Here is a 12,615-nt window from a genome sequence, read left to right on the forward strand (position 1 = left end):
CTTAGGCACTTTCGGATACATCATCAGCAGCTGCAAAATCTAGCTCTGGAGGTTTCCTTCTAAACATTTTTGTTAAAAACAGGAGATAAATGAAACCTAGTATAGCCCATGCAGTACCGAGTCGAAGTGCGTTTTTGTCGAGATGAATAAAAAGCCAGATGGTAAATCCAGCACCAATAAGTGGCATTATCACATATAGGGCGATGTCTTTGAGGGTTCTCTGACGTCCGCGTATAAAGTACCGCACTATGACAGACAAATTGACAAATGTGAATGCGGTAAAAGCTCCAAAATTAATAAACGAAGTAGATGTAGCAACATTCAACTTCAGGGCAGCAAGGCAAACAACACCAACAATCAAGATGTTCCATACAGGCGTTTTAAACTTTTTATGCAATTTCCCAAAAACAGGTTTTGGCAATACACCATCGCGCCCCATTGCATAAAGAAGTCGAGACACGCTTGCCTGGGCAGATAGTCCACAGGTTAAAGATCCAACAACGGACGCAGCTACGAATACGGATGCAAAAATGTTACCGCCAACGAATTTTACTATTTCTGGCCCTGCCGCATTGACGTTGGAAAAATCACTTGGATGAAATAATTGTCCAACATATGTCACAATGACAAATATCAACCCACATACGAGTGTCGCGAGAAGCGTCGCTTTAGGAATTGTCCGCTCAGGTGCAATTGTTTCTTCTGAGAGTGTGGATATCGCGTCAAAGCCTAAGAAGGAATAACAAGCAATGGAAGCACCGGTCATCACCGTAGAGAATGAACCATGAGGGTTAAAAAGTGGTAACCCAGATATAAGTTTTCCAGTCCCAATTCCGTGAACAACTCCATTGATGGTCAGCACTACAAAGACGGCAATCATGATCAACTGAAAGAGCATCATCCAAAGGTTTACACTTGTTGTAATCTTTATTCCTATGATATTTAAGATAGTTGTAGCGGCAACCAATGAAACCACCCAGATCCACGTGGGAATCCCTGGCACAGCTGATCCTAAATAACTCGCTGTAACTACACAAGCTGCCATAGGTAAGAAAAAGTAATCCAATAGGACTGCCCATCCGATCATAAACCCTAGATGTGCCCCAAATGATTTTCGAGCGTAAGTATAAGCCGAACCGGCCGTTGGATAGGCTTTGACCATCCTACCGTAACTATATGCTGTAAACAACATGGCAACGAGCGCCACAATGTATGCCGATGTTGCCCTACCATGAGTACTCTGAACCATGACCCCATATGTTCCAAACACAACTAATGGACTCATATAGGCAATGCCAAATAAAACAACTGGTAGTAATGTTAAAGACCGGCTCAACGTCACTCTACTTTCACTCTTTGCTGCTACTTTGTTCAAGTTCATTATTCTCCTCCTTTCATAGATATCCCGACTTCCCATAGGCCTGGGCGTACTTCGTTAATCTCTGAAGTTCTATACTGAATTCGATGTTCATTTAAGTAGTGGTAGGTTTGGCGACTCTGCTCGACCTGTGACAAATCAATTGTTGCAGATAGAATTTCTTCTTCATTCGCACGCGCTTCTGCAATGACCCTCCCGTATGGATCAATGACAGCACTTTCTCCAACAAACTGAATAGCATCGTTAAATCGATGGTCACCTACACGGTTGACATATGCCATGAATACTTGATTTTCCTGTGCACGAGCTTGTGCTGAGATGCGGTGAATAGGTCCATACGGTTCCATATTGGCACTATTACAAAATAGAAGTTTTGCACCAGCATTTGCGAGAATACGAGTTGGCTCTGGAAATTCCACATCGTAACAAATGACAACTCCAATTTTAGTATCTTTCCAAAGCGCTACTTTGAAACGGTCCCCTGGATCAATATTTGCTCCCTCGCCTACCCAAAGATGGGTTTTTCGGTATGCTAATACGAGCCCTGAAGGATCAATAACAACGGTTGTATTATATACATTGGCTCCATCTTTCTCGTTGAATCCAACGACAATAGTTGTATTCGCGTCCTTTGCTTGCTCTTCAATATGTCGAATAATCGGTCCATCCAAAGGCTCGGCTAGAGAACGAGCAATCTCTCGGTTAGGAAAACCTACCAAATAGGTTTCGGGAAACATGATGACATCGTGTGACGCCCCGTATTTCTTGACCACCTCCTCGACCCTTGCCATATTTTTCTCCACTTTCGCGTCGTAACTTTCAAGCTGGGCGAGAGCAATTTTAAGTTCGGACATCTTTTCATCTCCTATCCATAACATTTTCCTTCAAGCTTCTGTCTAACTAAGATGTCTGCGATATTATAGTTTTCCTCCGATACTGGCTAGCCCAATATTCTTCACAAAGCGCAAAGCTGTCCAATATGAATCTGTACGTCTGACAACAATTCCTATAAGCAATTGAGTGACAAGGGAGAGGATGTGTTGAATCACATCATTTAAGTTCTACGAAAGTATAAAACGTAAAGGTTCGGCTTCCACCTTCAATTTCCTAGATCGGAATGCCTACTCTAAAACTTCCTAAATGCGAATAAGTAACTTCATTAGAGTTCTGACTCCTTTTACCGTCCGAAACAACGAGTAGCCTTGTAGTCATTCATAAACCGCGTTTGGTGTTCTAAAGAGCAACGTGCCAATTAGGTATCTTATAAGTTGCTCAAATCCTGTCGCTCTTTCTCATCCATCGATTTCAGTAAAAAGATTACAGTTGTCGGCTGTATACAACACCCCCTTTATATTCCAAATAAATGGATTTGGGCATTTCAGTCAGCAGTATTCATACGTTTCCGTGTTCATGGCAGCGATATTCCGTGTGCTCAAACCAAACCTTTGATCATTTTCAAAAATTCATAGTTTTTCACATCGCAGTAGGCACATCAACTATAAAAAGTGCTATTTCCTTGTTTCACAAAGACGCCTCCTGAATTAACAAAAGGAAATCGCATACACAAAATACTTTATGCAATAGGTGAATTTGTTAAAGCACTTTCTAAAAAGCACCCTTGCCTTATTAAGAGGAGGCATCTATTATGTCAGAATCCTTCGTATCTACTACAACGAAAGATCTTTTAGAAAAAAGAAAGACATATATTACAAACGAGTCAGTAACGGGAATTTAACGAGGCTGCCGTTATAGATTTGGACCAAAATGAGTCTATCGATTTCGCTGGAAATGGAACGCTTAATGTTGGCCATAGCCATATGGAGATGACTAGAGCATTCATATCGCAAGTGGATCAACGTCATGATGTATGAGGGATATATTAATCTGTCTGTTAAATTATGTAAGATTATATCTGGGGATTTTAAAAGACCAGTGATCTTTTTTAATTCAGGAAATAAAGCTGTTGAAAACGTCATTAAATTATGTAGACGGTACAATGAACGCCGAGTTATCGTTCTTTTACCCACTGTAACCACGGAAGAACCCATATCACAATTGGCATGACAAGTAATGTTACATCCTATAAATTTAGTTTAAATGAATTTATAATACAGTGTATATTAATTTAATATAATGAAAAGTACCAAAAGAATAAATATTCAGGTACCAGTTTCTCTTTTGGGACAAAATGCTATTACATGAATAAACCGCATGAAATCTGATTTAAAAATCCTGATTTCATGCGGTTTTATATTTTCAATATTTGTATAGAATTATTAATTTTCCCCTTATGTCCCAACCCCTTTTTTAAGATACCTTCTTTTGTGGATACCATTTCCATTACAGGGTCATCGACTTCGAGAAAGTTGCTATTCTCCCTTTCCTTTATAGAAAAAAACAAAATATTATCTTCTGAAATTTCAATTATATTAACCTTCTAAATGGTTAGTTTTTCTGATTTCAATACTTTCAATCGCTTACCTTTCTGGAAAATGAGAAATGCGAGAAACCTAGTCCTTTTTATTATAAAAGATCATTTGAATGGATACTTATGATTCTATAATTTTATGCAACCTCTCGACTGCTTCTTCCATTTGGCCTTCGTGAATATTAGCAAACCCAAGTACCATACTGACACACTTCTTTTCTTTAAACTTATTATTTAACATAAATCTTCTCATAGTGTAGATTTCCAGTTTCTCCTCTGTTGCTCTCCTTTCTATTTCCTCATAGTTTTTATCTGTTTTGAAATCTGCCAAGAAATGGAGCCCAGCTGGAATGTCTGCGATCCGAATACGATTATTGAAACGTTTTTTAAGAATCTCAATGAGTTGCTTGCGTTTGCTTTCATAATAATGGTTCATTCTCTTTATATGTTTCGCGTATTCGCCGCTCTCAATAAAATAATGCAAGGTGTAAAGGGCTAATAAATTACTGCTTTGCATAAAATCATGAGCTGTTTCTCGATAGTTTCTTAGTATTTCAATTGGCAAGACCATATAACTGATTCGAAATCCCGGTAACAAGCTTTTAGAAAAGGTCCCTGTATAAATAACTCGCTGATTAAGGTCCAAGCTTTGTAAAGAAGGAATATTGTCTGTTTCATATTTAAACTCACTATCATAATCATCTTCAACAATATATCGACCATTAGATTGAGAGGCCCAATTGAGCAATTCAATCCGTCTTGAAATGGGCATAATTTTTCCAGTTGGAAATTGATGGGATGGTGTAACAAAAAGAAAATCAGCATCCACCGACTCCACTTCTTTTATATCAATCCCCTGTGCATCCAACTGAACCAACTGGACATTAAAGCCCATACCTTTTAATAGATTAAAAAACCGAGAGTACCCTGGATTTTCCATCGCAATGATGGTCTCTTCTTTTTGGCCCCCCATCATTTGTTGAACTAGAGATTGCGTACCTGCTCCTATCACAATTTGCTCTGGTTCACATACGACACCCCGGGTTATCGCAATCATTCGGCTAATAGTCTGTCTGACAAGATAAGGACCTTGCCGATGGGGAATCTCCGTAAGCTCCCTTTTGTGATGCTTGACCGCTTTTTGTTCACATCTCAACCATTCCTTAAATGGAAACATTGAGCTATCTGCTGTCATATGAGAAAGAGATAACCATCCCTCCTTGTCCAGTTCTACCTCTTTTAACTCCAACGAAAGTTTCTTTCGATCTGAAGGTTGTAGATTAATAAATGGCGTAATCACCTCAACAAAATAACCGCTACGTTCCTTCGTGTAAATATATCCCTCTGCTAATAGTTGCTCATAGGCATTTGCAACGGAGTTAACACTTACTTTCAATTGATCTGCTAATTTACGTTTAGAAGGTAATTTCTCATGAGCTGCAAGTTTTTCCTGAAAAATAGCCGCTTTAATCCCTTCATATATTTGATGATAAATATAGGTATCCCTGCTGTGATCGATCGTCAGAAATAACATAGTTCCCTCCTGCTTAAAAATTAGAACTGGTACCTAACAATATTATTTTTTGGTACTTTTTATTATATCAGATTATTATAAACTATTTTATAAGTTGTTTTATTGGTAAGATTGTTGAATTAATTCAGGACTTTTCTAAAAAACAACCAATCATTATGAGGAGGCATCTATTATGTCAGAAACCTTCGTTTCTTCTACTACGAAAGATCTGCAAGAAAAAAGAAAGAAATATGTTCCAAAAGGAGTCAGTAATGGAAATTTAAATCTTGCCCATCACGCATACGGTGCTACCGTTATAGATTTGGACCAAAATGAGTATATCGATTTCGCAGGTGCGATTGGAACGCTCAATGTTGGCCATAGTCACAAGAAGGTGACTGAGGCAGTCAAATCGCAAGTGGATCATTTTTTGCACCCAGGATTTAACGTCATGATGTATGAGGGATATATTAATCTGGCTGAGAAACTATGCCAGATTACACCTGGGGATTTTGAAAAACAAGCGATCTTTTTTAATTCAGGAGCTGAGGCGGTTGAAAACGCCATTAAGGTATCTAGACGCTACACAGGGCGCCAAGCAGTCGTTTCTTTTACCCGCGGTTACCATGGAAGAACCAATCTTACAATGGGCATGACAAGTAAAGTGAAACCCTATAAATTTGGCTTTGGACCATTCGCTCCTGAAATTTACCAAGCTCCTTTCCCTTATATGTATCGCAGGCCAAACGGAATGACAGAAGAGGCCTATATTGACCATATTATTGAAGAATTCAAAGATTTCTTCATTGCAACAGTAGCACCTGAGACAGTAGCATGTGTCGTTATGGAACCCGTTCAAGGTGAAGGCGGTTTTATTATCCCTCCAATGAAATTCGTTCAAGCGGTCAGCCAGTTTTGTAAAGACAATGGCATTGTGTTTGTAGCAGACGAAATTCAAACCGGGTTTGGCCGAACTGGAAAACTCTTTGCCATAGATCACTTTGATGTTGTGCCGGACTTAATAACCGTTTCCAAATCCTTGGCTGCTGGTCTTCCTTTAAGTGGGATTGTGGGTAAGAAGGAAATTTTAGACCTTCCTGATCCCGGGGAACTTGGAGGAACCTATGCCGGGAGTCCGGTTGCTTGCGCTGCTGCATTAGCTGTTATTGACATAATAGAAGAAGAAAGTTTAGTAAGTAAGGCGGAGATCCTTGGTGAGAAACTAGAATTAAAATTGAAGGAGCTTTATGATAAGTACGACTACGTGGGAGATATCCGTCGCCTTGGGGCAATGGTCGCGGTAGAACTTGTTGAAGACCGTGAAAGCAAGCGTCCGAACAAGGCAAAAACGGCCGAGATAATAAGACGGGCCAATCAGAACGGCCTTTTATTGCTCTCTGCCGGGATTAAAGGAAATATCATTCGTTTCCTAACACCACTTGTCATCACAGATGAGGAACTAGCAAAAGGGCTTTCTCGACTCGAACAATCCTTTGTTTAAATTTTTAACGTCTAGAGGCTGATCCAAAACAAGGGACAGACCCTTCTTGAATCAGCCTCTTAATCTTGATTACGCGAGGAGTGAAGCGGCATGACTGCTTTTATTAAAGTTCATAACCCAGCTAATGGTGAATTTATACAAGAGGTTCCGATCAGTACGCAAGATGAAATTAAAAAGGCAATAATAAAGGGACATGGAAGCTTCAAGTCTTGGTCAAAAGTGAATGCTCATGAACGATCAAGATTACTAAGAGAATGGGCACAAAAAATTCAAGAACAAAAAGAAGACATCGCAGTGCTGATGACCAAAGAAAATGGGAAACCTTTGTGCGAATCTTTGGGTGAAGTCGACTATGCAACGAGTTATATTGATTGGTACGCCGAAGAAGCCAAACGGATCTACGGTCGAACCATCCCCGCTTCCACTGAATCCAAACGAATTATTGTCAGTCGAGTACCTGTCGGTTTAGTTGCAGCGATTACTCCATGGAATTTTCCAGCAGCTATGATGACTCGAAAAGCTGCCCCTGCTCTTGCAGCCGGCTGTACCTTTATTGTCAAGCCTGCTGAAGAAACTCCACTTACTTCGATTAAATTAATTGAACTCGCCCATGAAGTCGGATTTCCGATGGACGTTATCCAATATGTAAATGGTGATGGTAAATCCGTCGGTGAGCTATTTACGAGCAGTCCTTACGTTCGAAAAATAACGTTTACTGGGTCCACTCCTGTTGGAAAATCACTTATTAAGAATAGTTCAGACACGATTAAGCATGTCACGATGGAGTTAGGTGGACACGCACCGCTCATTGTTGCAGAGGATGCAGATATTGATTTGGCTGTGCAACAAACTATCGCAACGAAATTTAGAAACGCTGGACAAACTTGTGTATGCGCCAACCGTTTGATTGTACATGAAAGCATCGTTGAGACCTATTCATCTAAGCTGATTCATGCCGTTAGTCAATTAAAGGTTGGCAACGGTCTTGAAAAGACAACCGATATTGGACCCATTATTAATGAAAAGGGGTTTAATAAAATTGTGTCTCAGATTAAAAATGCAGTGGATCAAGGTGCTGAAGTTATGATTGGAAATCACTTTGACGCAAGCTCTGAAGACGGTTATTTCTTTGTGTACCCAACAGTCTTAAAAAATGTCAATTCTTCTATGACCATCATGCAAGAAGAAACTTTCGGTCCGGTTGCACCGATTATAAGTTTTAACAAACTAGAAGAAGCCATTGAAATCGCGAACAGTACACCTTATGGTCTTGCGGCTTATTTCTTTACAAACGATTATCGAACTGGCACCTATCTTACTGAACATCTTGATTTTGGAATCATTGGTTGGAATGACGGTGCCCCATCTGGCGCACACGTTCCATTTGGCGGGATGAAAGAAAGCGGACTTGGCCGTGAAGGCGGACCAGAAGGCATTGAATCGTATCTTGAAACCAAGTATTTATCAATTGGGAACCTATAATTATTCGTAGCATGAGAAAATCGAAAAGGAGGGAGTGGTTGATCAAACTCCCGTCCTCTCAATCAAGTAGCCCTTGGGAGTTTCACCCGAGGGCTAGTAATGTTGGACCCACATGGAAGTTTTTCAATCGAGATAAAGCAGGGATAAGAACAATCGGCTTTTGGCTCATACCACGCAATATTCACTCCTAATCTAACAGTCCCTCAACCGTTTATACAATATGCTTAACATTAAAATTATATAATTTAACTACTTCTTTACCTTTACCTGACTTTCCGAAGTCGAAAATACCAATAACACACCCCTTTGTCCCAAATATTTGTACCAACCATGTGTGGCACCCATTTCTACCGTTACTCTAATTTCTACATTTTTAGGCAGTACTTTATAACGATCAGACTGTTTTTCAAAATAATCCCACGATGGAAAACTAACTACAGACACGTCAACCCCTTTTTGAGCTAAAACTTCTTTAGCATCGATTAATAAAGCTACCTCAGAACCTGATCCCATAATATTGCATCAGCGACTTCTTTAGATGAATTCGGGTAAAATATAAGCCCCTATTGCCACACCTATTTTTGCCTTTTCAACGGTTTCATTTAATACAGGTAAATTCTGTCTTGATAAAATTAGCACCGTTGGCTGTTGGGTATTTTCAATGGCGCATCTCCAAGCATATACTGTTTCGCTGGCATTAGATTGTAAGGAGGCGGTTAATATGAATGACGACAAGAAAATGCTTTGAAAATAAAAATTACTAAGGCCATTATGCATCTCGACGTTTTAAAAATACATAGGCAATGCCTAACACGAAAAAGACATAGGATGCAAGGCACACAGTAGCCCAAATGGGTGACAAAAGTGAATGGTTAATCGCTGCAAGCTGTGGCTTTCCTGATAATTCTCCGACCAAGTATTGAATCGTGATCGATAATAGGCGAGTATTCCATGGTGTTGGTAGATGAATAGCAACGATCTCAATAAGATATAAAAATCCAGCAATAAGCGTTGTAATCGCTCCAGCTGTCGATCTAAGAATAAAGCCAAGTCCCAATCCTACTAATGCAAATACTGCTCCACCGAGGCCAAGACATAGAAGAACTGGGATCTCTTGAGACAAGGGTGCCGTTAAGTTAGGAATTGGACGATTGCCTATGACCCAATGTGTACAAAAATAGGATGTGAAAATGACGACCTCCCCTACAAATAAGGAGACAATCATGACCACTAAAATCTTGGCCAACAGAAAAACATGACGACGTGGAACAGCAACCAAACTCGTTGAAATCATCCCTGTTGAATATTCCCCTGTAATTGAAAGAACACCTAGAATTCCAAGACATAAATCAACGACTAAAGCAGTGACTGATGCGGTTAAGGGTGTGACGGTTATGTGATGACGATTCATAGGCGTTGCCCCCTCCCACATATGAACAACATTCCACGCAATACATACAGATGCCACAATACCAAGAAGTGTGCAAGCGATGGTAAACCATGTCCATCGAACCGAACGCAGTTTTAACCACTCTGAAGCGAGGATGTCTTGGAATATCATATTCTCCCATCTCCTTTTTCTATTTCGGTTCGATAGTCTAATGCGTTGTGGCTTAATTTCATATACACGTCTTCTAGAGACAAACCAGTTTGATGTTGTTTCAGGAGTTGAGATATATTAGCATCCGCAATAAGCCGACCTCTTCCTAAGATAATGAGATGGTCGGCAGTCTTTTCCATTTCACTCATAAGATGACTAGAAAGAAATACGGTCCTTCCTTCAGCTGCAAGCATTCGGCATAGCGATCGAATCCATCGCACCCCTTCCGGATCGAGTCCGTTAAGTGGCTCATCTAAAATTAATACTTCAGGATCTCCGAGCAATGCTGCTGCAATACCTAAACGAGCTTTCATCCCCAAAGAAAAACGGGAAATTCGTTGACGACTCACCGATTGTAAACCTACCTGCTCCAAAACTTCCTCAACACGCCTATAGTCAATCCGATTACTTCTTGCAATCCATTTCAGATGTGAAAAAGCCGTTCGACCACCATCTATTGCAGTAGCATCTAGCATCGCACCAACTGTTCGTAATGGATAACGTAATTCATCGAAGCTTCTCTTTTGGATTAGCACTTTACCACCGTCTGGTTTATCAAGCCCTAGCACCATTCGAAGCGTTGTCGATTTCCCAGAGCCATTAGGCCCTAAAAATCCAGTAACACAGCTCGATTGTACTTTAAACGACAAACCATCAACCGCCTGCTTACGTCCATATCGTTTTGATAAATTTTGCACATCAATCACCGTTGTTACCCCCTTGATATTAGAAATACCGTTTATGTTTTCAGTTTTTACCCTTACTACCGTGTTAACATACGAGTTAAAAAGCGCAGTCCATCTAATAGGTGTAAAATTTCCTTGGGGATGGTACCGTTTGATGTCACCTCGTCAGACATATTTAGTGAGCTTTGTAATTCGTCATGAAAAGACGAAATTAACTTTGGGGTAAGTGGTCCAAAACATCGAACCCAATTCCTTAGTGCAGTTTGATAAGCCGTATCTTCTGGATTAAAAGCAGAGACCTTTTTTAAGGCTAGTGAAGCTTTTTGAAGGCGATCTTTCCATTCCTCCCACGACGCATCAGTAGTCAAGCCAGCTTCACGTGGTGAATGCGGAAGAGACATCGGATCGAAACGTTCACCATCTCGGGAACCCGTCCAAACAAATGTGCGAATGAGTTTGGCACTAGTTGATAGATTAACGTTTGATTCCGCCTTTTTGGCATATTCAACGAATGGTTCCACTTTCGTATCAGTTGATTGATCCAATAATTTATTACGCCACCATTGTTCTAACCATTCTTGACGATCTTCCGGTGTAGTCATCATCATCTCTTGTAAGTGATATAAGTGGGTCCATACAGCCTCTTCACCTTCACTTAGAGCATTCTCAGCCTCAACAATTTGGGATTCTAGTCTTTGCAAGCGATCTAGTTCTGAAACAACATAGGCATGACTAGCTGAAAGTACATCGGAAAGTGATAGTTTTCCGTCTAATAACTCTTGAATCTGATTAAGCGAAGCACCGACCCAACGTAAACCTACAATTTGATGAAGTCTCATTAAGTCGTCATCAGAATAGTAACGATAACCAGAAGTTGCAACACGTTTTGGTGCAAGCAAACCACGTTCAGAATAGAAACGAATGGTTTTCACAGAAACGCCACTTCGTTCTGACAACTTACCAATTGTGTATTCTCCCATAGTTTTCATCCCCTTGAAGTTAGTATATAAGTCTCCACTTAATGGAGAGTCAAGCCTTTTAGATAAACTACTATTCTTAATAAGATAATCAAAACCACCCGTTTAAAAGATATCCCCTTCATTGTCAGCGCTTTGATATTTGAGATCAATCTAAAATTCCAGCGTTTTCTATAACCACTTCAAAAATTGGCTATACAATTATAAAAGAATGACTCAATATCACTTCTCCCCTCTTCCCGTTTTTTCTCCAAATTCCTCTTTCATATACAAATATAAGGCATGTCCATGTCAAACTATTAGATAAACTTTTGGTTATTCAACTTCTTAAATTAAGGCTGTTTTCGTAAACTTTGTTGTTTTTTTTGGCTCCAATAAGCTCGCTTTCCGCGGGCAATCCGTGAGCCTCCTCGGCAAAATACGCCTGCGGGGTCTCACCTGGCTTGCTATTCCCGCAGGAGTCTCGCCTATTTCCACCTATTTTTTATCAAATAGCAACAATCTTTTAAAAAAGAGCCTAAATTAAACATCCATTCACTTTTTTTCGTGACCCCTCTAGGCATCAGGAGTCCCCCACTCCTTTTAGTAGTTGCTGCCCGTTCATCAAAATTTAAAATTAACAATTTTGTGAACATTGAGCATAAACTATTGTAAGGGGGGGAGATTATTATGACCGACTACAGGAAAATGCTTTTGATTCTTTTTTCATTTGCTTCACTCGCTTTTGTAAGCGGTTTTATCTTGTTTTTGTATTGCGTTTTTACCGGTCACTTCGAAACACAATATACGATTTGCGACGTGGCCATGGGGCTTGGGGTTGGGAGCGGGTTTCTCTTTATTTTTGGCTCCATGATTGGGTCCATTTATTTAGGAAACACAAAAGAATAAATAAATGTCCACCCTTATCGCCGGTTAGGGTAAATTGGTAAACGATGTACTTCAAAATCAAAAATAGATTTCACTAGTTCCGATCACGTAAAAAAAACGAAAAATAGGAATGGCGAAGCAGCCATTGAGCGATTACGGGTTTATTTTAAAGTCCAAGTTCCA

The 12,615-nt window shown here is 40.0% G+C and carries 10 protein-coding genes; 3 read left to right on the forward strand and 7 right to left on the reverse strand.

The window, feature by feature from the left end:
* Position 1 precedes the first annotated feature (1 nt).
* The 3 genes from PU629_RS13180 to gabR form a co-directional block, all read right to left on the reverse strand.
* A complete protein-coding gene (locus PU629_RS13180; RefSeq protein ID WP_481900515.1) occupies positions 2-1,285 on the reverse strand; it encodes an APC family permease in 1,284 nt (427 codons plus the stop codon).
* 95 nt (positions 1,286-1,380) lie between these two features.
* Positions 1,381-2,232 carry a carbon-nitrogen hydrolase family protein gene (locus PU629_RS13185; protein ID WP_275280531.1) on the reverse strand — a complete coding sequence of 284 codons (852 nt, stop codon included), beginning with the start codon at positions 2,230-2,232 and terminating at the stop codon, positions 1,381-1,383.
* Positions 2,233-3,927: 1,695 nt separating this feature from the next.
* Positions 3,928-5,340 (reverse strand): MocR-like transcriptional regulator GabR, encoded by a 1,413-nt coding sequence (gabR, locus tag PU629_RS13190; RefSeq protein WP_275280532.1) that lies wholly within the window; start codon positions 5,338-5,340, stop codon positions 3,928-3,930.
* Between the two features lie 172 nt (positions 5,341-5,512).
* Between gabR and gabT the strand changes: the two genes are divergently transcribed.
* Together gabT and PU629_RS13200 are read left to right on the forward strand one after the other, a co-directional pair.
* Complete coding sequence (gene gabT / locus PU629_RS13195) at positions 5,513-6,820, forward strand: 4-aminobutyrate--2-oxoglutarate transaminase (protein ID WP_275280533.1); 1,308 nt, start codon at positions 5,513-5,515, stop codon at positions 6,818-6,820.
* Positions 6,821-6,910: 90 nt separating this feature from the next.
* On the forward strand, positions 6,911-8,302 hold the full coding sequence (locus tag PU629_RS13200; protein WP_275280534.1) for an NAD-dependent succinate-semialdehyde dehydrogenase: 1,392 nt from the start codon (positions 6,911-6,913) through the stop codon (positions 8,300-8,302).
* A gap of 249 nt (positions 8,303-8,551) precedes the next feature.
* On the opposite strand, the gene PU629_RS13205 is transcribed toward PU629_RS13200, so the two are convergent.
* The 4 genes from PU629_RS13205 to PU629_RS13220 all read right to left on the reverse strand — a co-directional run bounded on the left by PU629_RS13205 (position 8,552) and on the right by PU629_RS13220 (position 11,568).
* A complete protein-coding gene (locus PU629_RS13205; protein WP_275280536.1) occupies positions 8,552-8,815 on the reverse strand; it encodes a transketolase-like TK C-terminal-containing protein in 264 nt (87 codons plus the stop codon).
* Positions 8,816-9,071: 256 nt separating this feature from the next.
* Entirely contained in the window at positions 9,072-9,863 is a 792-nt protein-coding gene (locus tag PU629_RS13210; RefSeq protein WP_275280537.1) for an ABC transporter permease, read from the reverse strand.
* Positions 9,860-10,609 carry an ABC transporter ATP-binding protein gene (locus PU629_RS13215; RefSeq protein ID WP_275280538.1) on the reverse strand — a complete coding sequence of 250 codons (750 nt, stop codon included), beginning with the start codon at positions 10,607-10,609 and terminating at the stop codon, positions 9,860-9,862. Before PU629_RS13215 ends, PU629_RS13210 begins: the two co-directional genes overlap by 4 nt.
* Positions 10,610-10,665: 56 nt before the next feature.
* On the reverse strand, positions 10,666-11,568 hold the full coding sequence (locus PU629_RS13220) for a MerR family transcriptional regulator (RefSeq protein WP_275280539.1): 903 nt from the start codon (positions 11,566-11,568) through the stop codon (positions 10,666-10,668).
* A gap of 666 nt (positions 11,569-12,234) precedes the next feature.
* On the opposite strand from PU629_RS13220, the gene PU629_RS13225 reads away from it, so the two are divergent.
* Positions 12,235-12,453 carry a hypothetical protein gene (locus PU629_RS13225; protein ID WP_275280540.1) on the forward strand — a complete coding sequence of 73 codons (219 nt, stop codon included), beginning with the start codon at positions 12,235-12,237 and terminating at the stop codon, positions 12,451-12,453.
* Positions 12,454-12,615 lie beyond the last annotated feature (162 nt).

It is taken from the genome of Pullulanibacillus sp. KACC 23026 (assembly GCF_029094525.1).
In the GTDB taxonomy this organism is placed as follows: domain Bacteria; phylum Bacillota; class Bacilli; order Bacillales; family Sporolactobacillaceae; genus KACC-23026.

Coding starts and splice junctions, on each gene's coding strand:
- PU629_RS13205 (WP_275280536.1), bottom strand. CDS start 8,815: ATGGGATCAGGTTCTGAGGTAGCTTTATTAATCGATGCTAAAGAAGTT.
- PU629_RS13200 (WP_275280534.1), top strand. CDS start 6,911: ATGACTGCTTTTATTAAAGTTCATAACCCAGCTAATGGTGAATTTATA.
- PU629_RS13180 (WP_481900515.1), bottom strand. CDS start 1,285: ATGAGTCCATTAGTTGTGTTTGGAACATATGGGGTCATGGTTCAGAGT.
- gabT (WP_275280533.1), top strand. CDS start 5,513: ATGTCAGAAACCTTCGTTTCTTCTACTACGAAAGATCTGCAAGAAAAA.
- PU629_RS13220 (WP_275280539.1), bottom strand. CDS start 11,568: ATGGGAGAATACACAATTGGTAAGTTGTCAGAACGAAGTGGCGTTTCT.
- PU629_RS13225 (WP_275280540.1), top strand. CDS start 12,235: ATGACCGACTACAGGAAAATGCTTTTGATTCTTTTTTCATTTGCTTCA.
- PU629_RS13210 (WP_275280537.1), bottom strand. CDS start 9,863: ATGATATTCCAAGACATCCTCGCTTCAGAGTGGTTAAAACTGCGTTCG.
- PU629_RS13185 (WP_275280531.1), bottom strand. CDS start 2,232: ATGTCCGAACTTAAAATTGCTCTCGCCCAGCTTGAAAGTTACGACGCG.
- gabR (WP_275280532.1), bottom strand. CDS start 5,340: ATGTTATTTCTGACGATCGATCACAGCAGGGATACCTATATTTATCAT.